The following is a 25,695-nucleotide window of genomic DNA, read 5'->3' as shown; positions in this document are numbered from 1 at the left end:
GAGTCGCGGCTCGGCCGCGGTCACCAGCCCACGATGACCGCCCGGGCCGCATAGGTGGCCACCGGGTGCGCCAACGGGCTGGGCTGGTGCAGTCCCGTCGAGACGAGCCGCAGGCCCGGAAGCCGCGTGACGAGAGCGCGGAACGCCTCGTCGAGTTCGACGCGGGCGAGCTGCTGGCCGACGCAGCCGTGCGGGCCGTCACCGAAGGCGAGATGGCCGCGCGCATCCCGCAGGACGTCGAGCACGTCCGCGTCGCCGAACCGGCGCTCGTCACGGTTCGCCGAGACCGTCGAGACCGAGACGGTCGTCCCCGCCTCGACGACCCGGTCGCCGACCGTAACCGGCTGGGTCGCGGTGCGAGGGAACACGGTCAGGAACATGGTGCAGAAACGCACGATCTCCTCGACCGCCGCGGGCACCCGCTCCGGGTCCTGCACGAGCAGGTGGTACTGGTCGGGTTCGTCGAGCAGTGCGACCGTACCGGTCGAGATCATGTAGGCCACGGTGTCGCGGCCGGACGTGCTCAACATATGCACAAGCCCCTCGACCTCGGCGTCCGAGAGGTCGTCGTTGCCGAGCAGGTCGCTGATCACGTCGTCGCCAGGGTTCTCGCTGCGGTAGGCCACCGCCTCCCGCAGCAGGTCGCGCTGTTGCTGGCGCGGAGCGCCGTGCACGTAGTCCTGCGCGTACCGTTCCAGCAGATGGTCGGCCACGCCCAGTACCAGGGCATGCACCCGGATCGAGATCGGCTCGGCGTACAGCGCCAGCAGGTCCGCCCCGGGCCCGGCGGCGATCATCACCTCGAGCTGTTCGGCGACGATCTCGGCGATCCGGGGCCGATGCGAGCGTGCCGACCGCACGGAGAACCGCCGCGTGATCGCCCGCCGCAACCGCAGGTGCGGCGGGCCGTCGAGGCCGAGGATGCCGGCGCTTCGGTCGGCGAGCACGCCCTCCTCGTCCAGCGGTCCGGCCGGCACGCCATCCTCGATCGGGCCGTCGCTGCGCGGCATCCGCTGCGGCTGCTGACTGAACCGGGGATCGGTCAGCACGGCCCGCGCCTCGTCGTACCGGGTGACGATCATGCCCTCGTGACCGTCGCGGTAGCTCAGCGGCGCGAGCGCACCGTGCTGACGCCACTGACTGAAGCGCGGTGAGGGCCGCGTCGGCATGGAGTCACCGGGCAGGGTGCTCCGGTCGTGTCCGAACGGGCACTGGCTCATCGTGCGGCTGCTTCCTGATCGAGGGCGGTGCCGAGCATCGTGCGGGCGCGCCGGAAGCCACGGGCCGAGCCCCACGCGGCCGCGCCGACCACGGTGCCGTCGTCGTCGACCACGGCGAACACGTGCGGGGCTCCGGTGTCGTCGCGATCGAGGGGTTCGATCCGTGCGTCCGGTGGGATCCGCCCCGCTGCCTGCACCCGGACGCCGTGCAGGTCGGACCAGAAGTACGGCACGACCGGCACCCGGAGCGGGTCGCCCGCGATCGCGCCGGCGACCTCTCGGGCCTGGACCACGGCGGCCGCCTGCGTGTTGTACGAGACGTCGTGCCGGCTGCCGGCGCGGTCGGCGATGTCGCCGACGGCCCACACGCCCGGGGCAACGCGTCCGCGCCAGTCGCACCGCACGCCGTCGGGCCCCACCGGCAACGACCGCGCGAGCCAGCGGGCGGCCGCGCGCACGCCGACCGCGACCACCAGGACGTCGGCGACGAGTCGTGCGGCGCCGGCGTCGATGCGCCAACGGCCGGCGCCATGGCTGATCCGCGTCCGGTCCGTCTGCACGTCGACGCCTCGGGAGCGATGCAGCGGCAGCAGCGGCCTCGCCAGGGCGCCGCGCAGCGGACCGAGGGTCTGCGCGGGGCGCGCCAGGAGGGTGGTCGGCACCCCGCGGGAGACGGCGGCCGAGGCGATCTCCGAGCCCAGCACCCCGCCACCCAGCACCGCCAGGCCGGAATCGGGACCGAGGGCCGCGGCCAGTGCGATGGCGTCAGTGCGGGTCCGCAGCACGTGCGCGCCTCGTCCGATCAGGTTCGTCAACGGGGCCGGGACGGCCGCGGCGCCGCCGGTGGCGAGCACGAGTTCATCGAAGCGGAGATCACCGTGGGCCAGGCGCACCCGGCGGCCGGCGACATCAAGCCCGATGGCTGGCGTCCCAGGACGGAACTCGACTCCGATGGCCTCCAGGGCCGACTCGTCGAGGAGGTCGGCGTCGTCGGCGTCACCACCGAGGAGCACCTCCTTGGACAGCGGCGGTCGCTGATACGGCGGACCGTACTCGGCGTCCAGCAGGGTGATGTCGCCGTCGAAGCCGAGCTCGCGCAGGCTCTGCACGCAGGTGACCCCTCCCACCGAGGCACCGACCACGACCACGTGTGACATCGCCTCAGCCGATCACGGTGATGGCGCGTGCGGGGCACAACTGCGCCGCCTGCCGGACCGCGCTGACGTCCGTCACGACGCCGGCCAGCAGCACGACGATCCCGTCATCATCCTGATCGAACACCTGCGGCGCCGTCAGCGCACACTGCCCGGCGCCCACACACGCGGCGCTGTCGACCACGACCTCGACCATGAACTTTCGCTCCTCACTGCTCCAATGCCATGTCAGTGCCACGATATGCGGTCTAAAGTGGCATTTCACGGATGATGTTGGGCCAATGAGGGTGCGTGTTGAGCGATCCTCGACCGAGGATGAGCGGAGCGCGTAGGTGCTCCGCTGGGCAAGAGAGGGCGAGGAGGTCGGCCATGACGGCGTCAGCACCAACCACCCGGCTGCGTGACCGGTTCCCCACGCTGCGCCAGGTGGGAGTCGCCGCCGAGCGACACCCACGTTTCGTGAGCGAGGAGTTCAGCCCGCACCACCTCGATGTGGTGCTGCTGACGTTCGTGCTCTCCGGTCGTGGCCTGCACCAGATGGGCGAGACCACGCACCAGATCCTCGCCCCATCGGTCTCGGTCACGGTGACCGGGCAGACCCACAGCCTCCTCACCGACAAGGGCGGGCTCGAGGTCGTCAACGTCTTCATCGACCCCGACCTGCACCCGTTGCCGACGTTGCGGCCACCCCTCGACGAGGCGCTGGCCGCACTGATCCCGCTGCCCTCGGCACCCGGGGTCCTCACGACCGACTTCGCCCAGCTCGAGCTGCGGCCCTCCGACAGGTACGAGCCGCTGCTCGACCTGCTCGTGCGGGAGACGGAGGAGCCGCGAAGCCTCGACCTGCTGTCGGCGCTGCGGACCGCACTGCTGGCGACGTGCGCCCATGCGGTCATCGGACGCGGCCTGATGAAGACCATGGCCCCGACGTCGCCGTCGGACGTGCGGGTCATCGCCGTCCGCGAGTGGCTCGACCATCACTACCGCGAGGCGCACACGCTCGCGTCGCTCGCCGAGCGCGCCCGGCTCGAGCGGACCTACTTCTCGTCCCGGTTCACCAAGGTGGTGGGGCTCTCGACCAGCGAGTACGTCGCGCGGCTGCGGATCCGTTACGCCATCGGGCTGCTGCAGTCCACGGACGAGTCGATCATCGCGATCTCCCGGATCAGCGGCTTCAACGACCTCTCCAACTTCGGCCGGACGTTCCGGCGCCTCATGGGCCTCTCCCCTCGCCAGTTCCGCACCGAGTCACGGAGCGCTTCGCGGCCCAGCGACTGAGGATCGGGGACATCCCGCCGGTGAAGGGCCGCTCCGTCGGCAGGCGCAGTGACGCCCGATCGCTCCAAACATGTGCACAGTTCAGGTGCATTCGTTGACGAAAGCGCTGTGCCTCGGCATACTCAACGCCTAATTGAAGCGTTAAAACTAGTCAATGTTGACAGGAGCGCCCATGACCGATCGCTGGCCACGCACACGGACCTTCGCCAGAACTGCTCTCCACACTCGCACGCCCGCGTGGGCACTCTCCCGCCGCGCAGTGCTCCTCGCCGCGGTCGCCGGCGTCGCCGGTTCCGGTGCGCTCGCAGGCTGTCGTGTCATCGATGACGGGGTCGGGGCCGAGAACCTCTCCGGCGCGCTCAACAAGGAGCCTGCTCCCGGACGCCCTCGAACCATTGAGATGTACAACCAGTGGGGCGGACGCGCCGGGCAGGCGTGGGTCGCGATGGCGCAGCTCTACGAGGAGATCCAGGACGAGGTGGCGGTCCGGATCACCTATGCCCCGCCCACGGCGGACACCCAGGTGCGACTGCTGACGTCGATCGCCGCGGAGAGCCCGCCGGACGTGGCGTTCGTGCTACCCGAGCACTACCCGCAACTCACCGGTCTCGGGGTGGTCACCGACCTCGGCCCGTACCTGGCCGCCGACGGTCTGGGGGCCGCGGACTTCAACCCTGCGATCTGGAAGGCGATGAACCTCACCGGGACCGTCTACTCGATGCCGGCGATGGTCGATCCGAACTTTCCACTCTTCTACAACCGTGCGGTGCTCGCCGACGCCGGCCTCGACCCGGACGCCCCGCCCGTCACGCTCGACGAGCTGACCGCGATGAGTGAGGCGATCCTGCAGCAGCAGGGTGGCCGCATCACCCGGATCGGCACGATGCCGTGGAACTACTACGGCTACAGCAACTCGCTCTACACGATCGGGTTCGCGTTCGGCGCCAGCTTCGTCTCCGCGGACAACGACCGGGTGACCACGGAGAACCCGGAGGTCGTGACCGCGCTGGAGTGGATCTGCGACTTCGCCGAGAGCATGGGGGGAGCAGGCAACGTCGCGGTCACGCAGCCCGGGTTCTCGCTGCCGGTGCTGGGCACCGGGAACGTCGGCCTGATGCCGATGACTGCGGGGGACGCCAACAACCTCTCCGAGAACAGCGACATAGATCTCGGCTCGGCACCCTTCCCCTACGCCGAGGGCGCCGGCCAGCCCGGCAGTGCCACCTGGATCGGCGGCTGGAACATGTTCATCCCCTCCGAGGCCGGGGACCCGGACGCGGCCTGGGACTTCATCCGCTGGGTGACGACGTCGCCGGAGGGGACCACGGAGAACTTCGAGCAGATGTCCAACATCCCCGGCCTGGCGCAGGCGCCCGCCCTCGAGGAACTGGAGGCCGATCCGGTGCTCGGGGTCTTCGCCGAGGTGCTGCGGGACGCGCAGAATGTGCGCCCCACCATCCCCGTGGCGGGAGTCCTGTCCCAGCAGCTCGACATCTACGTCGGGCAGGCCGTCTTCGGTCAGTTGACGGCGCAGCAGGCGATGCAGCGCGTCTCCGACATCACCAATGCAGCGTGGGACGAGTTCCGCGAGACGAACGGGGAATGATGACCAGCACCGCACCCGCCGCAGCGCGCGCGACGACGCAGCCGCGCCAGCGAACCTCCTGGATCCCGCGGACCAGGCGACAGAAGCACAACCTCAAATGGGGCCTGATCTTCACCTCCCCTGCGATCGTCGGGCTCCTCGTCTTCACCCTCGCGCCCGTGATCACCTCACTGGTCAACAGCCTGACGAACGTCTCGTTGATCGGCGGCAACTCGCGGTTCGTCGGGCTCGAGAACTACCGGCAGCTGCTCTCGGACTCGAGCTGGTGGATGTCGCTGTCGAACACCGCGATCCTGGCGATCGCCGCCGTCCCGCTCGGCCTGCTCGTGGCGCTCGGGCTGGCCCTGATGCTGAACATGCGGGTGCGCGGACTCTCGATCTACCGCGTCATCTTCTTCCTGCCCTCGATCGTGCCGATCGTGGCCGCGGCCGTCGTGTGGTCCTACGTGCTCAACCCCCAGTACGGCGTCCTCAACAACCTGCTTGACGCCGTCGGGATCCAGGGGCCCGGGTGGCTCAGCGACCCGGCCTGGTCCAAGCCCGCGCTGATCCTGTTCGGGCTCTGGGGCGTCGGCAACCTCATGATCATCCTGCTGGCCGGCCTGCAGGGGGTGCCGGTCGAGCTCAAGGAGCAGGCCATGATCGACGGCGCCGGTCCCTGGGCACGATTCCGGAATGTCACGGTGCCCTTCATCAGCCCGCACCTGCTCTTCGGGCTGGTCACGGGGCTGATCGCCGGGTTCCAGTACTTCACGCCGGCATTCGTGCTCACCGGCGCGAACGGGGACCCGGCCGGCTCCACGCTGGTCTCCGGCGTCTACCTGTACAGCACGGCGTTCTACAACTTCGAGCTCGGGTATGCGAGCGCGATCGGCTGGGTGCTGTTCCTCATCATCGCGGTGGTGTCGGTGCTGACGTTCCGCCTGGTCGGACGACGGGTCTACTACGGAGGTGCGGCATGAGCACGGCCACCACAACGACGAGCACCACGACGACGGCCACCCCGACGACGGCCATCAAGGTCCCCAACCGAGGGCCCGTCTGGCCCCGGGTGGCGGCCGCCATCGGCAAGCACGCGCTGCTGATCGTGGTCAGCATCGTGTTCCTGATGCCGCTCTTCTGGATGGTGAGCGGCGCGCTGAAGACGTCGGCCGACATCGGTCAGTTCCCGATCGTGTGGTTCCCCGACGTCATCACCACGGGCAACTTCACCTACGGGCTCAGCGCGTTCCCGTTCGTGCGGTACCTGGTCAACACGCTGCTGATCTGCATCCCCTCGATGGTCGGCGCGGCGCTGTCGAGCGCGCTCGTGGGCTACGGGCTCTCGCGCATCGACTGGCCGTTCCGCAACGCGCTGTTCGGCACCATCATCGCAACGATGATGATCCCGTTCTACGTGACGATGGTGCCGCTGTTCACCGCGTACCGGGCCATCGGGTGGACCGACACCTACCTGCCACTGATCGTGCCGCACTTCTTCGGGGTGCCGTTCTTCATCTTCCTGATGCGGCAGTTCTTCCTCGGCATCCCGCTGACACTCTCGGACGCCGCGCGCGTGGACGGCGCCGGAGAGCTGCGGATCTTCTTCCAGATCATCCTGCCGCTGTGCAAGCCGGCGCTCGCGGCGGTGGCCCTGTTCCAGTTCCTCGCCTCCTGGAGCGACCTGCTCGGACCGCTGCTGTACCTCAGCGACAGCACGAGCTACACGCTCTCGCTCGGGCTGACGTTCTTCCAGGGCGCGGAGGGCGACACCGCACTCGGACCGCTGATGGCCGTGAGCACCCTGATCCTGCTCCCGGTGATCGTGCTGTTCTTCTTCGCACAGCGCACCTTCATCCAGGGCATCACCATGAGCGGCATCAAGGAGTAGCACCACCCGCCAGCTCGTTCCCGACCCGCCCAGCAGACGACCCCACCCCGACCGGAGAAACATGTCCTCCCCTTTCCTCACGCTCGAGCACGACCTGACCGCACCTGCGCTGCCGACCGGGAGCCCCCGGCTGTCCTGGACGATCCCGCCGGGCTCGCCCGCCCAGACCGGCTACGCCGTGGAGGTCACGGCCGTCGACGGGACCGTGCGTCGTAGCGAGCACGACGGCGACGAGTCGGTCCTCGTCGCCTGGCCCTTCGAGCCACTCGCCTCGCGCGAGCAGGTGGAGGTCCGGGTGCGCACGCGCGCGGCCGATGGCTGGGGTGGGTGGTCCGAGCCGGTCATCGCCGAGGCCTCGCTGCTGGACGCCTCGGACTGGCAGGCACGCATGATCTCCCCTCGCGAGGGTCACGCCGCCGGCGACCCGGCGCCGGTCCTCACCACCGAGATCGACATCCCCGACGACGTCGTCAGCGCGCGGCTCTACCTGACCGCGCTGGGCACCGCGACCGTCTGGATCGGTGACCGACGCGTCGGCGAGGACTACCTCGCCCCCGGGTGGAACGCCTACCGGCACCGCCTCGAGCACCGCGTCCACGACGTCACCGACCACCTGCTGGCGGCCGGCCCACGGGCCCGGGTCGCCGCCGTCCTGGGCAACGGCTGGTACCGCGGTGAGCTCACCTGGGACCTGCGGCTCTGCTACGGCGACCGGATCGGGGTGCAGGCGCAACTGGAGATCGAGACCGCAAGCGGCGAACGGATCGTCCACGGCACCGGCCCGGACTGGCGCGCCGCTGCCACCGGGGTGCTCGCCGACGACCTGTACGGCGGCCAGACCACCGACCTGCGGCGGCCCGGTGCGCTCGAGACGGCAGCGCAGGCCAGCGGCGCCGTCGACGTCCTCGACGATGTGCCCGCGCTCGAGCCGGCGCTCGGTCCGGACGTGCGCGAGGTCGGTACGCTCTCCCCGCTGGGCAACTGGCGCTCACCCAGCGGCGCGCAGCTGGTCGACTTCGGCCAGAACCTCGTCGGCTGGCTGCGGATCCGGGTGCTGCGCGCCGCCGACGGTCAGCAGCTGAGGGTGCGGCACGCGGAGGTGATCGAGCACGGCGAGCTCGGCACCCGGCCGCTGCGCAAGGCTCGCGCCGAGGACGTGTGGACGCTCCCCGCCGTAGGACCCGAGGAGCCGCTGGTCCTGGAGCCGACGCTCACCTTCCACGGCTTTCGGTACGCCGAGATCGAGGGCATCGCGCTCGAGGACATCGAGCTGGAGGCGGCGGTCATCAGCTCGGACCTCAACCGCATCGGCTGGTTCGAATGCAGCGATCCCGAGGTCAACCGCCTCCACGAGAACGTCGTGTGGGGCATGCGAGGCAACTTCGTGGACGTCCCCACCGACTGCCCGCAGCGCGACGAGCGGCTGGGGTGGACCGGTGACCTGCAGGTGTTCGCACCGACGGCGGCCACGCTCTGCGACGTCCGTGGCTTCCTCACCTCCTGGCTGCGGGACCTCGCCGCCGACCAGCGCGCCGACGGAACCGTGCCGGTCGTCATCCCCGACGTGCTCGTGCCGGATGTCGACAGCCAGTTCGCCGCCGGGTGGAGCGACGCGGCCGTCGTCGTGCCATGGGTCCTGTACGAGCGCTACGGCGATCTCGCGGTGCTCGAGACGCAGTACCCGTCGATGACGGCCTGGGCCGCCGCCGAGTACGCGGCGGCGGGCGAGTCCCGCCTGTGGGACACCGGATTCCAGTACGGCGACTGGCTCGACCCGACCGCACCGCCGGAGGACGCCGCCGCGGCCAAGGCCGACAAGGGCGTGGTCGCGACCGCCTACCTCGTGCGGACCCTCGACCTCGTCGCTCGGACCGCACGGGTGCTCGGCAAGCACGACGACGCCGCCTCGCACACCGAGCGAGCCGACGCGGTCCGCGCGGCCTTCCGGGAGGCGTACGTGCGCGCCGACGGTCACGTCCTCAGCGACTGCCAGACCGTCTACTCCCTCGCGCTCGCCTACGACCTGCTCGGCACCGACGAGGAGCGCGCGGGCGCCGGGCGCCGACTCGCCGAGCTTGTCGAGGAGGCCGACGCGCACGTCTCGACCGGGTTCCTCGGCACGCCCGTGATCCTCGACGCCCTCTGCCTCGCCGGTCGCCCTGACCTCGCTCACCGGATGCTGCTGCAGCGCGGCAACCCATCGTGGCTGTACTCGGTCTCGATGGGCGCCACCACGATCTGGGAGCGGTGGGACTCGCTGCTGGAGGACGGCACGATCAACCCGAGCGGGATGACGTCGTTCAACCACTACGCCTACGGGGCGGTGGCCGACTGGCTGTACCGGTCGGTCGCCGGACTGGCACCCGCCGCGCCCGGGTACCGGGAGATCGCCGTCGCGCCGCTGGTGACAGGCGACCTCACCCGAGCGTCGGCGCGCCTGCTGACACCGTACGGCGAGGCGGCGGTGTCCTGGGTGCTGCGTGAAGGGCGCCTCGTCGTCGGCGTCACGGTGCCTTCCGGCAGCACCGCAACGATCGCGCTGCCCACCGACGACGACGTTCCGGCGCAGGTCGGTCCGGGTCGGCACACCTTCGATGTCGCGTGGCGCAGCCCCGTCTGAAGCACGGGCATGCCGTCGGTCGCCGGTCGTTAGGCTGGTGGCCATGGCATCGATCCCCGAAGACCTGACCGATCTCATCGAGAACCCGAACGTCGGCCACCTGGCCACCGTGCGCCCGGACGGGGACCCGCAGGTGGAGCCCATGTGGTTCCTGCACTCCGACGGCGTCCTCAAGTTCACGCACACGACCAAGCGCGCGAAGTACCGCAACCTGCAGGCGAACGCGGGGATGGCCCTCTCGGTCCCCGACCCGGCCGACCCGTACCGGTTCATCTCCGTGCGCGGCCGCCTCACCGAGGTCGTACCGGACCCGACCGGCGCGTTCTACCAGGTGCTCGGTGCGCGCTACGGGGACGCGGACACCCCGGCGCCGCCGGACTCTGCGGACCGCGTGATCCTCGTGATGTCGATCGAGAAGGTCATCCGCAAGTAGACGCCTGACACATGTCACGATCCGATAGTGACGACCGGCCGAGGCACCGCAGGCGATCTCCGCGCAATCTGCCTACCCTGAACGATGCCGGGACCTACTCGGCGCGGGCACCGAGGAGGTCGGCATGAACGAGAACCGGAAGAAGGACGAGCCCTACACCACCGCCACGGACCACGGCGGCGAACCCTACGTCGTCGACATCGAGACGGAGACCGTCGAGAACACCGAGTTCCGCCGCACCCTGTGGACCGGCAAGCACCTTCAGCTGACCGTGATGAGCATCGACGTGGGCGATGACGTGGGCCTCGAGGTGCACGAGGAGAACGACCAGTTCTTGAGGGTCGAGAAGGGCACCGGGCGCACCGAGATGGGGCCCGCCGAGGACGATCTCCCGTTCGTGCGGGACGTCAAGGATGACGACGTGATCCTGGTGCCGGCCGGCACCTGGCACAACGTCATCAACACCGGCGACGAACCACTGAAGCTCTACGCCCTCTACGGGCCTCCCGATCACGAGCCGGGTACCGAGCACCCCACTCATGAGGACGCCGAGAAGGATCCGGCGGAGGACTGAGGTCACTCCCCGCCGGTCATCGGCTCAGCCGAGCCACCACGTATCGAGGTCGAGCAGCCAGTGGTTGCGCAGGGTGATCGCCCGCTCGATCGAGGCGAGGATCCCGGCGACAAGGAGGGTGCCGTTCAGCCAGGCGGGCAGCGAGATGGGCGAGGTGAAGGTTCCGACGTTCTCGGCGACGACGTCGAGGCCGCTGACGAGTTCGAGCAGCTGCGGCACGAACAGCACGAGGCCGAGCACGAGGATGCCGATGGCCACCCGTCCGATCCACTGCTGAGGCGTGGGTGGCGCCGGTCGAGGACCAGTCGCCAGTACTCGGCGCTGTGCCGGTCCGGTGCCAGCACCCGCTCCTCGCCGGTGTCGGCGACCAGATGCATCCGGCTGACCCCGAAGGTCGACCGCGTGACCTCGATCGCGCCGCCCGGCACCGCGAACGTGGCCGGCGAGCCTGCGACGAGGTGCTGGCGGCCGTCGCGGTAGAGCGCCACCTTCTCGTCGGGATCGAAGTGGTCCACGTCGACGGCGTACTCATGGACCAGGCCCGGCGGTCCGGTCTCGATCCGGAAGATCGACCGGCTCAGGACCTGCCACGGCCGTTGCGGCTTGAGCTGGCTGTCATCGCCGGGCTTGTTCTTCCTGGCCCGCTTCTGGCTGGCGCTCCTGCGCACCCTGTCCCTCCCCGTTGTGGCGTCCGTGCGGGCCGGTGGGGCCCTCGCCATGGTCACTCCGGTCGCCTTCACGCTACCCGACGGCGGAGCCCACCCGCGGTCCGGGCCGTCGCCGACCCCGGCGTACCCGGGAGCCGTACGCCGGTTCGTGCTGTGCCGGAGATCTGCACGGGCACTACGTTGACGAGGTATGCGAGCAATCACCTATTCCCGCTACGGCGGGCCAGACGTCCTCGAGGTCACCGAGGACCACCCGATGCCACTGGTCGGCCCGGACTCCGTACTGATCCGGGTCCGGGCGGCAGCCGTGAACCCGGTCGACTGGAAGGCCCGCGAGGGCTACCTGGACTCGTTCGTCGCCGCTCACTTCCCGGTCGTCCCCGGGTGGGACGTGGCCGGCGTGGTGGAGCGGCTCGGGCTGGACACGCCCGACTACGCGGTCGGCGACGAGGTGTACGGCTACGTGCGCACGGACGTCATCTCCGGCGGCACGTTCGCCGAGTACGTGGCCGCGCCGGTGCGGACCCTCGCCCCCAAGCCGACCTCCCTGACCTGGGAGGAGGCGGCCGGGGTACCACTCGCCGGGCTCACCGCCCTCCAACTGATCCGACGCACCGCCGTCGGGCCCGGTCGAACCGTTCTGGTGCACGCCGCCGCAGGCGGCGTCGGGGCGTTCGCCGTTCAGATCGCGCTCGCGCGCGGCGCCCGCGTGCTCGGCACGGCCTCGCCCGCGAACCATGACTTCCTGCGTTCCCTCGGGGCGGAGCCGGTGGCCTACGGCGACGGCCTGGTCGAGCGCGTGCGCGCCCTGGCACCCGAGGGTGTGGACGTGATCCTCGACCTGGTCGGCGGCACCCTGGACGACACGCCGGCGCTGCTGCGCGCGGGCGGAACGGTCGGGTCGATCACCGACGCCGCCGCCCGGGACACCTACGGCGGCCAGTACGTCTGGGCCCGGCCGGACACCGCCGATCTGCGCGAGCTCGCCGAGCTCGCCGACTCCGGCGCGCTCCGGGTGGAGGTCGCCCGGGTGTACCCGCTCGAGGAGGCCGCGGCCGCGCTCGTCGAGAACGAACGCGGGCATACCCGCGGCAAACTGGTGATCCGCGTCTGACGCGTGCGTCCGCCCGGAGGGCATGGGGAGAACGCCCCATCGCCAGCGGGCGCAGCCGACGGCTAGTTTTCAGGAGGTCGGTTCGGGTTCATCGGGGGATGTATCAGGACCCCCGTCCCGGCCTCCTCATGGATGTCCGTTCCCCACGGGAGCGGGTTCGGCGCTTCGGCGCCGGTGAAGCAGACTGCCGGGCGTGGCGGTGACGGGCCGCCACGCCCGGCGTCTGCACTCACGACGAAGGGCGGGCTGGGCCCGCAGCTGATCCTCAGTTCGTGGAGCCGCGCAGCACGAGGCGGCCCGGCACGCGGTCGGTGCCGGAGTGGGGCCGGCCCGCGATCGCATCCAGGAGCCGCTGCGCCGCAAGGCGCCCGATCTGCGTGAGCTGCGTGTCGATCGTGGTCAGGGCGGGACGAGCACCGGTGGCGATGACCTCCCAGTTGTCGGTGCCGATGACGGCGATCTCGTCCGGCACCGCTCGGCCCAGGTCCCGCAGCCCGTCGAGGACGCCACGCGCGATCAGGTCGCTGCCGCAGTAGATCGCGTCGACGTCGGGGTTGGCGCGCAGCACCATCTGTGCCGCCTGGTGCCCCCACGCCTCGCTCCAGTTGCCGTGATAGGTCGGGCCGGTCTGTTCCAGCCCGGCCTCGGCCAGCGCACCCGCGAGGCCCTTGGAACGTAGCTGAACGGCGTCGAAGTGCTCGGGTCCGGTGATGTGGGCGACGGACCGGCGCCCCATCCGCACGAAATGCTCGCCAGCGACGGCACCGACCTGGGTGTCGTCGACAACGATCGAGCAGTCCTCGGGCCGAGCCGTGGGCGTGAGCGCGTACACGACCGGGAAACCTGGCTCGACGGGTAGCGGCGCCCGCACGTTCGAACTGCGGCCGGTGACGATGAAGCCGTCGACCCGGCGCCCCATGAGCACATCGATGTAGTGACGCTCGCGGATCGGATCATCGCGGCTGTCGCAGAGGAACACGGAGATCCGACCGGCCCCCAGGGCATCCTCCGCGCCGAGCATCACCGGGACGCTGAACCTCTCGAAGCTGTCCGTGGTGATCATCCCGACCGTGAAGCTGCGACGCTCGAACACACTCCTGGCGAGCTCGTTCGGCCGGAAGTCGATCTCCTCCGCCGCCGTGACGATCCGAGCACGCGTATCGGCGCTGACGCTTCCGCTGTGATTCAGGGCCTTCGAGACGGTACCCGGCGAGACCCCGGCGCGCGCCGCGACATCGCGGATGGTTGCGCGCTTCCTCGAAGCGGTCATCTGTCCTCCCGGTGTTTCCGGAAACACTACACAACCAGCAACGGCTCCGCCGACCACCAGCGGCCCTGCATCCGGAAACTGATGGAAACATGTTGCGTCAATCACCACTTCTGTGTCAGGCTCCTGCTCGCCCGGACCGAACCAGTCCCATCGCCGTGTCAAGGAGATCCGTGAGCGTCCCGTCCTCACCCCCCGTCCGCCCCACGCCGAGCCCGGCCGCGCTCCGCAGCGCCGGCGCCGGTCCCGTCGACCCGATCGCCGCCACCGCGGTGCGCCCGCTCCCCCTCGGCGCCATCCGGCTGACCAGCGGGTTCCTCGCGGATCTCGAACACGAGAACGGGCAGGTGTCCGTCACCCGCGGCCATGACCACCTCGAGCGGGAGCGCGCCTGGGACAACTTCACCCACGCCGCAGCCCGCGAGCAGGCATCGCCCCATGCCGGCCCTGTCTTCGAGGACGGCGAGGCGTTCAAGTGGCTCGAGGCGGTCGCGTGGGAACTCGGGCATCGCGACGACCCCGACCTGGGCCGCTGGCTCACGGAGTACGCCGACCTGGTCAGCCGCGCCCAGGCCGACGACGGCTACCTGAGCACGTTCAACCAGGCCGCAGGCAAGCGGGGCCGCTACGAGTGGATCTCCTACGACCACGAGATCTTCAACATGGCCACGATGATCCAGGCCGGCGTGGCCCAGTACCGCGCCACGGGCAGCACCGTCCTGCTCGACGTCGCCCGCCGCGCCGCCGACCACCTGGACACCACGTTCGGCTGGGGCAAGCGCGAGGAGACCTGCGGCCACCCGCTCGTCGAGATGGCGCTCGTGGAGCTGTACCGGGTGACCCGCGATCGCCGCTACCTGGACCTCGCGACCTACTTCGTCGAGGTCCGGGGCCGTGGCTCCCTCACCGACCCCACCTGGCAGGGCTGGACCTCGGTGTACTTCAGCGACCGCATCGGCGTCCGGGAGACGGTCTACCCCGAGGGTCACGCGGTCCGCGCCGTCTACTTCGCGTCGGGTGCCACCGACGTGGCCCTCGAGAACGGCGACACCGCCCTGCTGGCCGCGCTGCGCCGACAGTGGGACAACATGGTCGAGGCGAAGATGTACGTCAACGGCAGCCTCGGCTCACGCTGGGAGGGCGAGGCGTTCGGCGACCCGTACGAGTTGCCGACCGACCGCGGCTACGGCGAGACCTGCGCCGCGATCGCCTCGCTGCAGTGGAGCTGGCGACTGCTGATCGCCACGGGCGAGGCGAAGTACGCCGATCTCATCGAGCGGCAGTTCTACAACGCCGTGCTGTCCGGGGTCTCCCTCGACCACGACAAGTACTTCTACGTCAACGCGCTCCAGGTCCGTGACGGCGCCATCGCCTACGACTCGCGGATGGCCGCCAGCGGCCGCCACGAGTGGTTCGGGTGCTCCTGCTGCCCGACGAACCTGATGCGCACCCTCGCCACCATCAGCCAGTACCTGGCCACGGCCGCCGACGGCGGAATCCAGATCCACCAGTACGCCGCCGCGGAGATCGACGGCGACGGGCTCGCGCTCCGGGTCGCGACCGGATACCCGTGGGACGGAGACGTCGTCGTCGAGGTCACCGGGGCGGACGGGCGCGAACGCGAGCTCGCGATCCGGGTCCCCTCCTGGGCGACGGGCGCCGAACTGGACCTCGACGGCGTGGCCGTCCCTGTCGACGCGGGCACCTACGCACGCCTGCGACGACCGTGGCGCACCGGCCAGAGGATCACCCTGCGACTGCCGATGGCCCCGCGCACCGAGCGCGGCCACCACCGCGTCGACGCCGTGCGCGGCGCCGTCGCCGTCTGGCGCGGTCCACTCCTCTACACGATCGAGCAGGTCGACCAGGCCACGGGCGTCCTCGTCGACGACGTCGTCATGGTCGGCGCGAACCTGCGCGTCGAGCACCGCGACGTCCTCGGCGGCGTGCCCGCCGTGGTCCTCGACGGCCGGGCGGCACCGGACGGCCCCGCCGTCGACATCGTCGCCATCCCGTACTTCATGTGGGCGAACCGCGAGATCGGACCGATGAAGGTCTGGCTGCCCGTCGCGCCCTGAGCGCACACCGACTGATCCATCCACATCAACTCGAAGGAGAGTGACATGACAGGTTCACCGAACCTCAGCCGCCGGGACGTCCTCAAGATCGGCGGTGGCCTCGCCGCCACCGTGGGCATCGGCGGATCGCTGGCCGCGTGCAGCGGCGGCAACGAGTTCGAGTACATGTTCTGGGGATCGACGGGTGAGCAGGACGCCATCGAGGCGATGCTCTCCAGCTTCCAGGACACCCAGGAGCAGCTCACGATCAAGCCGGTCTACACCCCGGCCGACTACGACACGAAGCTCAACGCGCTCGTCGCGAGCGGCAACGTGCCCGATCTGGGGTACGTCCAGCCGGCCATGGCCTACCGTCTCGCGGAGCAGGGCAAACTGCTCGACCTCGCGCCCTACTTCGACGAGTACCCGAGCCTGGGGCAACGGCTGCCCGGGTCCTACTTCTACTGGGACGAGGGCAAGTGCCTCGGCACCCAGGGTGCCAACGAGACCGTCATCACCTTCTACAACCGCGCCGCGTTCGCCGAGACGGGTGCGCAGCCGCCGCCGGCCTCGGCCGCCGAGGCATGGGACTGGGACACCTACGTCGAGAACGCCTACCTCCTCACGGCCGACCAGAGCGGCCGCCGCCCGGACGAGGCCGGGTTCGACCCCGCCCAGGTGGCCCGGTTCGGAACGCTCGCGAGCATGTGGTCCGGAGCCTGGTACGGCCTGCTGCTCAGCGCCGGCGTCGACGTGGTCGACTCCAGCGGCACCCGCACGATGCTCGACAGCCCCGAGGCCATCGACATGTTCCAGAAGCTCATCGACCTCATGTACGAGCACCGGGTCGCACCGTCCCCCTCGCAACTCGGGAACAACGCACCGTCGATGGCCGTCCAGCTCGCTTCCGGGCGCCTCGGGATGGCCGTCGACGGGCAGTGGGCGCTCCTGGACGTCTCACAGGCGGGCTTCGACTTCGGGGTCGGGGTGCTGCCGAGCCTCGGCACGCCGAAGACGACCGCGATGGGCGGGCCGACGGCGATCTTCGCGGACACCGAGTACGTGGAGCAGGCGCTCGAGCTGTACGCGTTCCAGTCCGATCCGGACCAGGTCGACCTGTTCAGCAGCGGGCTCTGGATGCCGCTGGAGGAGAAGTACTACACCGACCCCGAGGCGATCGCCTCGTGGACGGACAACGACGCGCACCCGCCGGAGTACAAGACGGCCGTCATCGACTACACCCTCGAGAACTCGCAGACCTACTTCACCCAGAAGCTGCGCAACATCGAGGAGATCGACCGGCTCATCACCGCCACGACCGAACGTATCCAGACCGGGGAGGAGGACGTCGCGACCGTCATGGGTGAGCTCGCCGCCCAGCTCAATGACGGCATGCTCCAGGGCGTCTACCCCTCCGCGCCGCAATGACCAGCACGACGCTCGACCGGGCGCCGGCGCGCAAGGCACCACCCGGTTCGCCTGGTGGTCCGCGCCGACGCCTCGGGCGCGGCGAGGCGCGCTGGGGCGTGCTGCTCGCACTCCCCGCGATCCTCGGCTTCGCCATCTTCACGATCGGGCCCATGGTCGCCTCGCTGATCTTCAGCCTCACGGACTGGCAGATCGGCGGTGACCCGCAGTTCATCGGGGTCGGCAACTACGTCGAGATGGCCGGCGACCCGTTGTTCTGGAAGTCCCTCGGGGTCACTACCTACTACACGTTGGCAGCCGTACCGCTCACCCTGTTCGTCGGATTCGTCGTCGCGTTGCTGGTGAACCAGAGCTTCCGGGGGCAGTCCCTGTGGCGCACCGTGTACTACCTGCCGACGCTCGTGCCGGCGGTGGCGAGCGCGGTCCTGTGGATCTGGATCTTCAACCCGGACTTCGGGCTGTTCAACACGATCCTGCGCTCGGTCGGCCTGCCCACGTCCAACTGGCTGTACTCGGAGTCGACGGCGATCCCGTCGCTCGTGATCATGGCCACCTGGGGCTTCGGGAACGCCATGGTCATCTTCCTGGCGGGTCTGCAGGGAGTGCCGGGCCAGCTGTACGAGGCGGTCGCCCTCGACGGCGGCGGCGCCTGGGCGAAGTTCCGCCACGTCACCTGGCCGTTCATGACGCCGGTCATCTTCTACAACCTGGTCACCGGTGTCATCGGGACGTTCCAGGTCTTCAACCAGGCCTACGTGATGACGGAGGGCGGGCCGAACAACGCCACGCTCTTCTACATCTACTACCTGTACACGAAGGCCTTCACGGACAGCGAGATGGGGTACGCGAGCGCCCTCGCGTGGGTGCTCTTCCTCATCGTCATGGTGGTCACCGTGGTGCTGTTCCGGAACGCACGCAGCTGGGTGTTCTACGAGATGGGAGACGCGCGATGACCGGCGTCCTGGCCCCCGGGCCGAAGAACCCGTCGGCGCCGACGGCAACGGCGGTGCAGCGCCGGGGCCGTTCGCCCCGGACCCGCGTCGGCGAGGCACGCGGCCTGACGCGGGCCGGACTCTGGCTTGTCCTCGCCTTCGGTGCCATCGTCATGATCGTGCCGTTCGTCTGGCTCATCCGCAGCGCTCTGATGACGGACGCGCAGATCTTCTCGAGCCCGCCCGCGTGGATCCCGGACCCGTTCGCCTGGGAGAACTTCCCGCAGGCGCTGACGGCGCAACCGTTCGCGCGCTACTTCCTGAACACGATGATCATCGAGCTGTTCGTGGTGACCGGCACCGTGATCACGTGCTCGCTGAGTGCCTTCAGTTTCGCCCGGCTGCGCTGGCGGGGCCGCAATGTCGTCTTCGGGCTGCTGCTCAGCGGCGTGATGCTGCCGTACGCGGTGACCCTGATCCCCACGTTCGTGATGTGGAGCGAGCTCGGTGCACTGGACACGTTCATCCCGCTCACGGTCCCGGCATTCTTCGCCGGCGCGGGCGGCGGCGTGTTCAACATCTTCCTGTTCCGGCAGTTCTTCCTGTCCATCCCCTACGAGCTCGACGAGGCCGCTTACATCGACGGGGCGAACCCGTGGACGGTCTACTGGCGGATCATCATGCCGCTCGCCAAGCCGGTGACGGTGGTCGTGGTGATCTTCACCTTCATCGGCGTCTGGAACGACTTCCTCGGCCCGCTGCTGTACCTGACCGACGACTCGAACTTCACCCTGGCGCTCGGCCTTGCCACGTTCCAGAGCACGTACACGGCGCAGTGGGGACTGCTCATGGCCGCCTCACTCGTGGTGATCCTGCCGATCATCGTGTTGTTCTTCGTGCTGCAGCGGTACTTCGTCGAGGGCGTCACGCTCACGGGGCTCAAGGGATGATGGCCCCATGACGCTGAGGATCGCGCTGGTGGGCGCGGGAGCCATGGGCACGATCATGGCCCGCGATGTCTACCCGGCGCTGGTCGAGCAGGTCACCGTGGCCGCCGTCGTGGACCGGGACCGCCACCGGCGGGCCGAGCTCGCCGATGGCCTCGGTGCCCGGGCGTACGGCTCGCTCGCGCAGGCCCTCGCTGCTGAGCACCTCGACGGCGTCGACGTCCGCCTGCCGCACGCGGCACACGCGGACGTCGCCGTCGAGGCGCTGGATGCCGGGTTGCACGTGCTGGTGGAGAAGCCGCTCGCGCTGACCGCCGAGGACTGCCGACGGGCGGCCTCCGCGGCGGACCGGGCCGGGCGCGTCGTCGCCATCGCCGAGAACTACCCGCACCTGCGGGCGGTACGCGCGGCCCGTGCCGCGATCGACGACGGCGCGGTCGGCGAGGTGCTGGCGCTGCGCAGCACCCGCGCGTACACGCTCGGCGACGAATGGGCCAGGCCCTGGCGGCTGGGCGGCGAGGCCGCGTCCGGCCTGCTCTGGGACCAGGGCACCCATCACACGAGCATGCTGCGCGTGCTCGGCGGGGAGATCGTCGCCGTCGCCGCCCACCGGGCGGGCGGCGCTGCCGGGGTCGAGACCGTGACCCTCGACGTCCGGTTCGCCTCGGGGCTGCTCGGGTCGTCGCTGTACTGCTGGGGCACGCCGGCGCGGGCGGTCGAGACCGAAGGGCTGGTCCTGGGTACCCGGGCGCAGCTGGACATCGACGTCGCCTACGAACGGCCCGACGGCGTCGCCCGCCTGGTCGACGGCACCGGTTCGCGGACGATCTGCGCCGCCGAGTCCTACTACGACAGCCACCGCTGGATCGTGGCGGACTGGGCGGACGCGATCGCCACCGACCGGCCGCCGCTGGTGGGCCTCGCCGCCGCAACGGCCGACGTGCGCGTCGTGCTCGCCGCCCGGGAGTCGCTCGCCCGCGGCGGCGCCGAGGTGCCGCTGGGCCCACCCACCTGAGCCACCGTTCCACCGCCTGACCGCTGTCACTCGAAGAGGAGACATGACCGAGAACCCGACCACCGCCGTCGCCCGCCGGATACCCGTCAACGTGCGCGACGTCGTCGTCCACGACCCGTTCTGGGCGCCCCGCCAGGAACAGCTGCGCGCACGGACGCTGGACGCGCAGTACGACCAGCTCGTCGCGACCGGCCGGCTCGGCTCGCTCGCCCTGACCTGGACGCCCGGATCGGACGAGCCGAAGCCGCACCCGTTCTGGGACAGCGACATCGCGAAGTGGCTGGAGGCGGCCAGCTACGTCCTCGGCACCCACCCTGACCCCGCGCTCGAGGCCAGGGTGGACGGCGTCATCGCCGCACTCGCCGGTGCCCAGCAAGAAGACGGCTACCTGAACGTGTACTTCACCGTGGTCGCGCCGGGGCAGCGCTTCACCGACCTGCGCGACGCCCACGAGCTGTACTCGGCCGGGCATCTCATCGAAGCCGGGGTGGCCCACTACTCCTCGACCGGGAGGACCACGCTGCTGGACGTGGTGACGCGCCTCGCGGACCTGCTCTGCGTGGAGTTCGGGCCGGGTGGCGCCCACCACGGTGGGTACTGCGGGCACGAGGAGGTCGAGCTCGCCCTGGTGCGGCTGTACCGGGCCACCGGCGCGCGCCGCTACCTCGACCTCGCCCTGACGTTCGTGGACCAGCGCGGCACGCAGCCGCACTACTGGCAGGTGGAGCAGGACCGGCGCGGCACGCCCGCGTTCTTCGGCGCACCGTTCCCCACCGACGAGCCCGCACGCACCGAACGCTGCGAGTACAACCAGTCGCACGCGCCGGTGCGGGAGCAGACCGAGGTGGTCGGCCATGCGGTGCGCGCGATGTACCTGTACAGCGCGATGGCCGACCTCGCCGCGGAGACCGCTGACGAGGGCCTGCGCGCCGCTTGCGAACGGCTCTGGACCCACCTGACCACCAGGCGCATGTACGTCACCGGCGGTATCGGCGACTCCCGCCACAACGAGGGGTTCACCCGCGACCACGCCCTGCCGAACGAGACCGCCTACGCCGAGACCTGCGCCTCGATCGGCCTCGTCTTCTGGGCACGGCGGATGGCGAGCCTGACCGGGCAGGCCGCGTACATCGAGATCCTCGAGCGCGCCCTGCACAACGGCGTCATCGCGGGCGTCAGCGCGGACGGGCGGCGGTTCTTCTACGAGAACCCGCTCGCGAGCGACGGCACGGTCGACCGGGCCGACTGGTTCGAGACCTCGTGCTGCCCGCCGAACCTGGCCCGGCTCGAGGCGTCGCTCGGGTCCTACATCTACGCGACCGGGACCGACGCGATCGCCGTCGATCTGTTCATCGGCTCCACGCTCACCACCGACGTCGCCGGCAGTGGGGTCGAGCTGCGTCAGGAGACCTCCGGGCCGGGTGGCGACCGGATCGACCTGACCGTCGGCGCCGCCGCACCGGCCACCTGGTCGCTACTGGTGCGGGCGCCGTCGTGGTCGCGTTCGGTCTCCGTTCGGGTGAACGGCGAAACGCCCGACGGCGGTGGTGCGGTCGACGAGAACGGTTACGTCGCGCTGCGGCGCGAGTGGGCGGACGGGGACACCGTCGAGGTGAGGTTCGACGTCGACGTGCGGCGGGTCCACGCGAGCACGCTCGTCGCCGCGGACGTCGGGCGGGTGGCCCTGGCCCGCGGTCCGTTCGTCTACTGCGTCGAGGGCGTCGACGTCGACGTGCCGGCCCACGCCGTGCTGCTGGGTGAGGCGACCCCGCAACCGCGAGCGACGCCGTCGGGCGTGGTGCCGGAGCTCGTCGGACCGGCCTGGGGCGAGAGCCGCGGCCGGGCCGACCAGGACTCGTTGTACTTCCTCGAGCGGGCACCCCGCGCCGAGCTGCCGCTGACCGCGGTGCCGTACTACTCGTGGAACAACCGGGGCCGCTCCACGATGGCGGTCTGGCTGCGGGAGGCCTGACCGGCGCGTCAGCCGGGTCCTCCCAGGGTCGTGTGGTTGCATGCCGACTTCGACCCGAAGGAGGACCATGCGCCTGAAGGCGTTGCTGTTGATCTGGCCCGGCCTGGCGCTGTTGTGGCTGGGGGTGGTCGTGCTGCCCTGGGGACGGGAGTCGGTCGATGACGTGAGCACGCTGGCCGACATCGGCGATCTGCTCTCGCGGCTGCCCGACGTGGTCGGCTCGCCGTTCCCCGACCCGCTGGTCTACCTGCAGTTCGGCTTCGTGTTCCCGCTCGTCCTGACCACTCTGTTCGCGGTGGGTCTGCCGGCGCGGTCCCGGCTGGTCCGGGTCGTGACCGGGATCGCGTACATCGCCGCGGCGGCGGTCGCGGTCGCCTCGGCGACCGGGGCCTGGTCGGGGCTCGACCAGCACCTGGCCCTCGGGCCGGCCTGGACCCAGACCGGGCTGTTGGTGCTCGCCGCCGGCATGCTGGTGACGGCGCTGGTGATCTTCGCGGACAAGGCGTGGCCGGTCGCGGGACTGGTCGGACTGCTCGCGCTCGGCGGCGCCGTCTGGACGGCGCACGTGGTCATCACCCTCTGGCGCGACGGCGGTGGGACCGCGGGCGTCGACCTCGCCACCGGGGTGGGGCTGCCCGGACTCGGCTCGGTCGCCGTGATCGTCGGGTACCTGCTGGTCAGTGGTGGGGCGTTCGTGGCCTTCTCGCAGCGGCGGCGAGCGGCCCTGCGGCGACGCTGACCCGGGGGTCGGCGGTTACTCGACGCAGCCCGCGAAGCCCGGCGGCAGCGCCCTCACCGTGAGTGAGCCCTCGACCTCGGCGAACCCGCCGTCGAGCAGGAACCGGTAGACGTCCTGGGCGTCGTGACCGGTGAACACAACACAGTCGCGGTCGTCGAGGGTCTGCGCCAGGTTCTCCTCGAGTGGCCACTCGGGGCCACCGGGATCCTCCTCGACAGCCTCCACGCCGCCGTCGAGCTGGAGCTCGTCGAGCGGGAGGATCTCCGTGGTCGCGACGTTCTCGGTGACCACGGAGATCAGCGCCAGGAGACGTTCCCGGGCCATGCGCTCGGCGCCCGAGATACCGCCGACGCCGTCCTCGCTCCCCAACGCGTACGCACCAACTCGATGCTGGGTGCCGTCGGCGTCGGTGTAGGTCACGTAGGTGTGGCCCGAATCGCTGATGGTCGGCTCACCGAACTCGTGGTCGCCGACCACGATCTCCTCGGCCCGTTCCCGGATCTGCATGAGGGCACAGTCCGGCAGGTGGCCGCCCTGCCAGGCTCCCGGACCGGAGTCGTAGGGGGTGGCGATGTACCGGGGCAGGGCCAGCATCGCCAGCGCACCCTCGTCCTCGGCCGTCAGCGTGGCCACGTGCCTGTCGCCGTAGACGACGGTGTGCACATCCTCTGGCCCGAACCCGCTCGCCACCTCCAGCAGGATCTCGGCGTCGCCGGGTTCACCTGACGGCTCCGGCACCTCACCCTCGGCGCATGCCTGCACCGGGTCCGGCGACTGGGCGCGGGCGCACCCGCCGACCACCAGGAGCAGCGTGAGCGCCGCGAGCGCAGCGGCGATGCGACGGCTGCCTCCGATCACCGCTGACACCCGGCGACCCCGGGCGGAAGCGCCCGGATCGCGAGGTTGTACTCGGAGACGTCGAGTTCGTTCTCGAGCGCGTAGGTGTACAGGGTGACCGCGTCCGCCTCGACGATCACGGCGCATTGGGCGTCCCCGAGCAGATCCACCGGTGTCGCCGCCAACGGCCAGGTGAAGTCCGCGCCGACGGCACCGTTGCCGTCGATCTGGAGTTCGGTGACCGGGAGCGTTCCCCCGTCCGCCACCACATTGGCGTCGAGGAAGTCGGTCAGGGCGACGATCTTGTCCCGGACCCGGCGCTCGGACCAGGACAGGCCCGAGGTGTAGCCGGCGCCGTGGGCGTAGACCGCGACATCGGCGACGGATCCGCCGTCGGTGTAGTGGAAGTGCGTCGTGGGCAGGTCGGTGACCTGGGGCTGCCCGGGCTCGGGGTCGCTCCAGAGTGCGTCCTGGGCCAACCGGTGAAGCTCGTCGACCGCGCACGTGTTCAGGTAGCCGCCCTCCCAGGAGCCGACCGCGCCACCCTGGTAGGGCCCGCCGGCGTAGCGCGGCAGCGCGGCCACAGCCGCACCCGCCTCCGCCACGGCCGCGGCATCCGCATCGGCGTGCGTGGCGACGTTGCCGTCCGCGTAGACGACCAGAACGAGGTCGCTCGTCGATCCCCGCGCGATCGTGAGGACCGGCGCGGTCTCGCCGGCCGCCGTCGCCGGCGGCCCGGACTGCGCACAGGTGACGGGTTCGGGCGGCTCCAGGCCGAACCAACTGCAGCCGGTCAGCGCCGTCGCCGCCAGCGCGATCGTTGCCATCATGGCCGCCACCGGCCGCGCCCCTCGAACACTCCCCATGTCCGGCAACCTAGGTCAGGCTTCGGGCGGATGCGATCCCTGGCGCCGAACTTTGATCCGATCGTTATGGGCCGTTCGGGCGATCAAGGGCTCAAGCGCCGTCGAGCAGTTCGAGCAGGCGGGTGGTCGTCCGCCAGCTCCGCACGGTCATCTGCTGGAAGATCGGCATCGCCATGAGACGTTGGATCCGGGTCTTGGTCGCGAGCGCGGCGACGCGGGAGAAGTAGAGCGCCCCTGGGCCCGGCGCCACCGAGTCGACTCCGTCGCGCAGCTCCGGCAGCTCGGTGAGCACCGCTTCGGCCGTGGCCGGACCCTTCAGGAAGAACACGTCACTGCGGAGCCGGTCCGACCCGTGATCCGCGGGCGCTGCCGAGATCGTGGTGGCCAGTTCGTCACGCGTGCGGATCACGACCAGGATCGGCACGCCGTGACGATCCTGCAGCATCCGTTCCACGGCGGTCTCGAGATCTGGCCCGCCGGCGTGGTCCGCCTCGAACAGCACATTGCCGCTCTGGCCGTGCGTCCGCACGTTCTGATGGCCGGCCTCACGGAAGGACGCCACGAGGTCGCTCATGGCGATCAGGTTCTTACCACCCACGTTGATCCCGCGCAGCAGCGCCACGAACGAGGTCATCCAGCACCCCGGCAAGCCCGCGAGCGCGACCGGCTCATCGCAGCACGGCGGCGATCGCGCCGATCTCCACGAGCGCTCCGGGCACGCCGAGCCCGGATACCCGCGCACCCGTCACGAGCGGCGGTTCATCGGAGGCGAGTTCGCCGGCGATCGCCCCGTATGCGGCCGCAAGGTCGACCCCCTCGACGAACAGCACATTCCACTGCACCACGTCGTCCGTGCTCGCTCCGACGGCTTCGAGGGCGGTCCTGGCGTTCTGGAGCGCACGAATGGACTGAGCCGCCACGTCGTCGGCACCGACGAGTGCGCCGTCCGCGTCGACGGCGTTCTGACCGCCGACGTAGATCGTGGTTGCGCCCGGCGGGACGACGGCCACGTGGCTGAACGCAGGACTGGAGACAAGCCCCTCGGGGCGGATTCGTTGGATGGTAGCCATACTCGAGCGTGGCACAAGCCGCCGACAC

Annotated in this window: 24 protein-coding genes; 15 read left to right on the top strand and 9 right to left on the bottom strand. The window is 70.4% G+C overall.

The window, feature by feature from the left end; translation table 11 throughout:
- Positions 1–20: 20 nt before the first annotated feature.
- From KCQ71_RS22400 to KCQ71_RS22390, 3 genes are read right to left on the bottom strand one after another with little or no spacing between them, the layout of a single operon-like run.
- Positions 21–1,220 (bottom strand): cytochrome P450, encoded by a 1,200-nt coding sequence (locus KCQ71_RS22400; RefSeq protein ID WP_223410567.1) that lies wholly within the window; start codon positions 1,218–1,220, stop codon positions 21–23.
- Positions 1,217–2,377 (bottom strand): FAD-dependent oxidoreductase, encoded by a 1,161-nt coding sequence (locus tag KCQ71_RS22395; protein ID WP_223410556.1) that lies wholly within the window; start codon positions 2,375–2,377, stop codon positions 1,217–1,219. Before KCQ71_RS22395 ends, KCQ71_RS22400 begins: the two co-directional genes overlap by 4 nt.
- Before the next feature lie 4 nt (positions 2,378–2,381).
- A complete protein-coding gene (locus tag KCQ71_RS22390; RefSeq protein WP_223410554.1) occupies positions 2,382–2,570 on the bottom strand; it encodes a ferredoxin in 189 nt (62 codons plus the stop codon).
- A 173-nt stretch (positions 2,571–2,743) separates the two neighbouring features.
- Between KCQ71_RS22390 and KCQ71_RS22385 the strand changes: the two genes are divergently transcribed.
- The 7 genes from KCQ71_RS22385 to KCQ71_RS22355 all read left to right on the top strand — a co-directional run bounded on the left by KCQ71_RS22385 (position 2,744) and on the right by KCQ71_RS22355 (position 10,755).
- Positions 2,744–3,652 (top strand): AraC family transcriptional regulator, encoded by a 909-nt coding sequence (locus KCQ71_RS22385; RefSeq protein ID WP_223410552.1) that lies wholly within the window; start codon positions 2,744–2,746, stop codon positions 3,650–3,652.
- Positions 3,653–3,824: 172 nt separating this feature from the next.
- Complete coding sequence (locus tag KCQ71_RS22380) at positions 3,825–5,258, top strand: extracellular solute-binding protein (RefSeq protein ID WP_223410550.1); 1,434 nt, start codon at positions 3,825–3,827, stop codon at positions 5,256–5,258.
- Complete coding sequence (locus KCQ71_RS22375) at positions 5,255–6,220, top strand: carbohydrate ABC transporter permease (protein WP_223410548.1); 966 nt, start codon at positions 5,255–5,257, stop codon at positions 6,218–6,220. Before KCQ71_RS22380 ends, KCQ71_RS22375 begins: the two co-directional genes overlap by 4 nt.
- A complete protein-coding gene (locus KCQ71_RS22370) occupies positions 6,217–7,128 on the top strand; it encodes a carbohydrate ABC transporter permease (RefSeq protein ID WP_223410546.1) in 912 nt (303 codons plus the stop codon). The genes KCQ71_RS22375 and KCQ71_RS22370 overlap by 4 nt, the downstream gene beginning before the upstream one ends.
- Positions 7,129–7,189: 61 nt before the next feature.
- The gene (locus KCQ71_RS22365) at positions 7,190–9,748 is read left to right on the top strand and encodes an alpha-L-rhamnosidase (protein ID WP_223410544.1); all 2,559 of its coding nucleotides are present in this window, start codon (positions 7,190–7,192) and stop codon (positions 9,746–9,748) included.
- Between the two features lie 43 nt (positions 9,749–9,791).
- Entirely contained in the window at positions 9,792–10,181 is a 390-nt protein-coding gene (locus KCQ71_RS22360; protein WP_223410542.1) for a PPOX class F420-dependent oxidoreductase, read from the top strand.
- Between the two features lie 124 nt (positions 10,182–10,305).
- The gene (locus tag KCQ71_RS22355) at positions 10,306–10,755 is read left to right on the top strand and encodes a cupin domain-containing protein (RefSeq protein ID WP_223410540.1); all 450 of its coding nucleotides are present in this window, start codon (positions 10,306–10,308) and stop codon (positions 10,753–10,755) included.
- Positions 10,756–10,779: 24 nt separating this feature from the next.
- On the opposite strand, the gene KCQ71_RS22350 is transcribed toward KCQ71_RS22355, so the two are convergent.
- On the bottom strand, positions 10,780–11,013 hold the full coding sequence (locus tag KCQ71_RS22350) for a hypothetical protein (RefSeq protein WP_223410538.1): 234 nt from the start codon (positions 11,011–11,013) through the stop codon (positions 10,780–10,782).
- A gap of 600 nt (positions 11,014–11,613) precedes the next feature.
- On the opposite strand from KCQ71_RS22350, the gene KCQ71_RS22345 reads away from it, so the two are divergent.
- Positions 11,614–12,537 (top strand): NADP-dependent oxidoreductase, encoded by a 924-nt coding sequence (locus KCQ71_RS22345; RefSeq protein ID WP_223410536.1) that lies wholly within the window; start codon positions 11,614–11,616, stop codon positions 12,535–12,537.
- A 265-nt stretch (positions 12,538–12,802) separates the two neighbouring features.
- On the opposite strand, the gene KCQ71_RS22340 is transcribed toward KCQ71_RS22345, so the two are convergent.
- Complete coding sequence (locus tag KCQ71_RS22340) at positions 12,803–13,807, bottom strand: LacI family DNA-binding transcriptional regulator (RefSeq protein WP_223410534.1); 1,005 nt, start codon at positions 13,805–13,807, stop codon at positions 12,803–12,805.
- A gap of 170 nt (positions 13,808–13,977) precedes the next feature.
- Between KCQ71_RS22340 and KCQ71_RS22335 the strand changes: the two genes are divergently transcribed.
- From KCQ71_RS22335 to KCQ71_RS22305, 7 genes are all read left to right on the top strand, one after another.
- Complete coding sequence (locus KCQ71_RS22335; RefSeq protein WP_223410532.1) at positions 13,978–15,882, top strand: glycoside hydrolase family 127 protein; 1,905 nt, start codon at positions 13,978–13,980, stop codon at positions 15,880–15,882.
- A gap of 45 nt (positions 15,883–15,927) precedes the next feature.
- The gene (locus KCQ71_RS22330; RefSeq protein WP_223410530.1) at positions 15,928–17,289 is read left to right on the top strand and encodes an extracellular solute-binding protein; all 1,362 of its coding nucleotides are present in this window, start codon (positions 15,928–15,930) and stop codon (positions 17,287–17,289) included.
- A complete protein-coding gene (locus KCQ71_RS22325) occupies positions 17,286–18,242 on the top strand; it encodes a carbohydrate ABC transporter permease (RefSeq protein ID WP_223410529.1) in 957 nt (318 codons plus the stop codon). The genes KCQ71_RS22330 and KCQ71_RS22325 overlap by 4 nt, the downstream gene beginning before the upstream one ends.
- Positions 18,239–19,171 carry a carbohydrate ABC transporter permease gene (locus KCQ71_RS22320; protein ID WP_223410528.1) on the top strand — a complete coding sequence of 311 codons (933 nt, stop codon included), beginning with the start codon at positions 18,239–18,241 and terminating at the stop codon, positions 19,169–19,171. The genes KCQ71_RS22325 and KCQ71_RS22320 overlap by 4 nt, the downstream gene beginning before the upstream one ends.
- 7 nt (positions 19,172–19,178) lie before the next feature.
- The gene (locus tag KCQ71_RS22315; protein WP_223410526.1) at positions 19,179–20,183 is read left to right on the top strand and encodes a Gfo/Idh/MocA family protein; all 1,005 of its coding nucleotides are present in this window, start codon (positions 19,179–19,181) and stop codon (positions 20,181–20,183) included.
- Positions 20,184–20,226: 43 nt separating this feature from the next.
- A complete protein-coding gene (locus KCQ71_RS22310) occupies positions 20,227–22,155 on the top strand; it encodes a glycoside hydrolase family 127 protein (protein ID WP_223410523.1) in 1,929 nt (642 codons plus the stop codon).
- Between the two features lie 67 nt (positions 22,156–22,222).
- The gene (locus tag KCQ71_RS22305) at positions 22,223–22,894 is read left to right on the top strand and encodes a hypothetical protein (RefSeq protein ID WP_223410522.1); all 672 of its coding nucleotides are present in this window, start codon (positions 22,223–22,225) and stop codon (positions 22,892–22,894) included.
- Between the two features lie 15 nt (positions 22,895–22,909).
- Here KCQ71_RS22305 and KCQ71_RS22300 read toward each other — a convergent pair whose 3' ends face one another.
- The 4 genes from KCQ71_RS22300 to KCQ71_RS22285 all read right to left on the bottom strand — a co-directional run bounded on the left by KCQ71_RS22300 (position 22,910) and on the right by KCQ71_RS22285 (position 25,667).
- Complete coding sequence (locus KCQ71_RS22300) at positions 22,910–23,752, bottom strand: hypothetical protein (protein WP_223410520.1); 843 nt, start codon at positions 23,750–23,752, stop codon at positions 22,910–22,912.
- Complete coding sequence (locus KCQ71_RS22295) at positions 23,749–24,561, bottom strand: hypothetical protein (protein WP_223410517.1); 813 nt, start codon at positions 24,559–24,561, stop codon at positions 23,749–23,751. The genes KCQ71_RS22300 and KCQ71_RS22295 overlap by 4 nt, the downstream gene beginning before the upstream one ends.
- Before the next feature lie 127 nt (positions 24,562–24,688).
- Positions 24,689–25,231, bottom strand: coding sequence for a DUF1697 domain-containing protein (locus KCQ71_RS22290; protein ID WP_223410515.1), 543 nt, complete (start codon positions 25,229–25,231; stop codon positions 24,689–24,691).
- 34 nt (positions 25,232–25,265) lie between these two features.
- Positions 25,266–25,667, bottom strand: coding sequence for a RidA family protein (locus KCQ71_RS22285; protein ID WP_223410513.1), 402 nt, complete (start codon positions 25,665–25,667; stop codon positions 25,266–25,268).
- Between the last annotated feature and the right edge of the window lie 28 nt (positions 25,668–25,695).

It is taken from the genome of Occultella gossypii, assembly GCF_019947135.1.
Taxonomy (GTDB): Bacteria; Actinomycetota; Actinomycetes; order Actinomycetales; family Beutenbergiaceae; genus Occultella; species Occultella gossypii.
The sequence above is the reverse complement of the archived record's forward strand: the minus strand, read 5'-3'. Positions and strand labels throughout refer to the sequence as shown.

Bases quoted from the DNA above. Each gene is read 5' to 3' on its own strand.
- KCQ71_RS22400 (WP_223410567.1), bottom strand. From the start codon at position 1,220: ATGAGCCAGTGCCCGTTCGGACACGACCGGAGCACCCTGCCCGGTGAC.
- KCQ71_RS22395 (WP_223410556.1), bottom strand. From the start codon at position 2,377: ATGTCACACGTGGTCGTGGTCGGTGCCTCGGTGGGAGGGGTCACCTGC.
- KCQ71_RS22390 (WP_223410554.1), bottom strand. From the start codon at position 2,570: ATGGTCGAGGTCGTGGTCGACAGCGCCGCGTGTGTGGGCGCCGGGCAG.
- KCQ71_RS22385 (WP_223410552.1), top strand. From the start codon at position 2,744: ATGACGGCGTCAGCACCAACCACCCGGCTGCGTGACCGGTTCCCCACG.
- KCQ71_RS22380 (WP_223410550.1), top strand. From the start codon at position 3,825: ATGACCGATCGCTGGCCACGCACACGGACCTTCGCCAGAACTGCTCTC.
- KCQ71_RS22375 (WP_223410548.1), top strand. From the start codon at position 5,255: ATGATGACCAGCACCGCACCCGCCGCAGCGCGCGCGACGACGCAGCCG.
- KCQ71_RS22370 (WP_223410546.1), top strand. From the start codon at position 6,217: ATGAGCACGGCCACCACAACGACGAGCACCACGACGACGGCCACCCCG.
- KCQ71_RS22365 (WP_223410544.1), top strand. From the start codon at position 7,190: ATGTCCTCCCCTTTCCTCACGCTCGAGCACGACCTGACCGCACCTGCG.
- KCQ71_RS22360 (WP_223410542.1), top strand. From the start codon at position 9,792: ATGGCATCGATCCCCGAAGACCTGACCGATCTCATCGAGAACCCGAAC.
- KCQ71_RS22355 (WP_223410540.1), top strand. From the start codon at position 10,306: ATGAACGAGAACCGGAAGAAGGACGAGCCCTACACCACCGCCACGGAC.
- KCQ71_RS22345 (WP_223410536.1), top strand. From the start codon at position 11,614: ATGCGAGCAATCACCTATTCCCGCTACGGCGGGCCAGACGTCCTCGAG.
- KCQ71_RS22340 (WP_223410534.1), bottom strand. From the start codon at position 13,807: ATGACCGCTTCGAGGAAGCGCGCAACCATCCGCGATGTCGCGGCGCGC.
- KCQ71_RS22330 (WP_223410530.1), top strand. From the start codon at position 15,928: ATGACAGGTTCACCGAACCTCAGCCGCCGGGACGTCCTCAAGATCGGC.
- KCQ71_RS22325 (WP_223410529.1), top strand. From the start codon at position 17,286: ATGACCAGCACGACGCTCGACCGGGCGCCGGCGCGCAAGGCACCACCC.
- KCQ71_RS22320 (WP_223410528.1), top strand. From the start codon at position 18,239: ATGACCGGCGTCCTGGCCCCCGGGCCGAAGAACCCGTCGGCGCCGACG.
- KCQ71_RS22315 (WP_223410526.1), top strand. From the start codon at position 19,179: ATGACGCTGAGGATCGCGCTGGTGGGCGCGGGAGCCATGGGCACGATC.
- KCQ71_RS22310 (WP_223410523.1), top strand. From the start codon at position 20,227: ATGACCGAGAACCCGACCACCGCCGTCGCCCGCCGGATACCCGTCAAC.
- KCQ71_RS22305 (WP_223410522.1), top strand. From the start codon at position 22,223: ATGCGCCTGAAGGCGTTGCTGTTGATCTGGCCCGGCCTGGCGCTGTTG.
- KCQ71_RS22295 (WP_223410517.1), bottom strand. From the start codon at position 24,561: ATGATGGCAACGATCGCGCTGGCGGCGACGGCGCTGACCGGCTGCAGT.
- KCQ71_RS22290 (WP_223410515.1), bottom strand. From the start codon at position 25,231: ATGACCTCGTTCGTGGCGCTGCTGCGCGGGATCAACGTGGGTGGTAAG.
- KCQ71_RS22285 (WP_223410513.1), bottom strand. From the start codon at position 25,667: ATGGCTACCATCCAACGAATCCGCCCCGAGGGGCTTGTCTCCAGTCCT.